Origin of the sequence: Streptomyces alkaliphilus, from assembly GCF_014141535.1 — a bacterium.
In the GTDB taxonomy this organism is placed as follows: domain Bacteria; phylum Actinomycetota; class Actinomycetes; order Streptomycetales; family Streptomycetaceae; genus Streptomyces; species Streptomyces alkaliphilus.
Window position 1 is genome coordinate 1 of the sequence record NZ_VKHT01001687.1, and the last position, 523, is coordinate 523.

1 protein-coding gene is annotated in these 523 nt (G+C 69.6%); it reads right to left on the reverse strand.

Features of this window, described 5'->3' with window-relative positions; translation table 11 throughout:
* A partial coding sequence (locus FNQ90_RS26330; protein WP_182608578.1) for a MarR family winged helix-turn-helix transcriptional regulator occupies nt 1-391 on the reverse strand: 391 nt, incomplete at its 3' end.
* Between the last annotated feature and the right edge of the window lie 132 nt (nt 392-523).

Below are 523 nucleotides of genomic sequence, written 5' to 3' on the forward strand. Positions count from 1 at the left end.
GGTCGAAGACCAGCCGGCGCACCTCCTCCACATGGCCGGGGGCGGTGGCGACGACCTTCTCCATGCCGGCGTCGGTGAGCACGGCGAGGGTGTAGCGGCCGTTGGTCGGGTCGGGGGTGCGGCGCACCCAACCCCGCTGTTCCAGGCGTTTGACCACGTGGGAGAGGCGGGAGAGCGAGCCGTCGGCGAAGACGGCCAGGTCGCTCATCCGCAGCGTGCGGTCCGGGGCCTCGGAGAGGCCGGCGAGCACCTGGTACTCGAAGTGGCTGAGGCCGGCGTCGCGGCGCAACTGGGCGTCCAGGGCGGTGGGCAGGCGGATGAACAGTCCGACCAGCTCCAGCCAGGCCGCGCGTTCCTCGGGGGTCAACCAGCGGGGGTCCGTCGTGTCCATGCCTCCCACCCTAACTTGATGCGTCAAGTGAGATGGAAGCATTCTTTACTTGAAGCGTCAAGTTTTGGAGGGCTTCGGCGCCGGTACCCGGACTCCGTCCGCACCCACCCCGACACCGCGCACACCCCGACG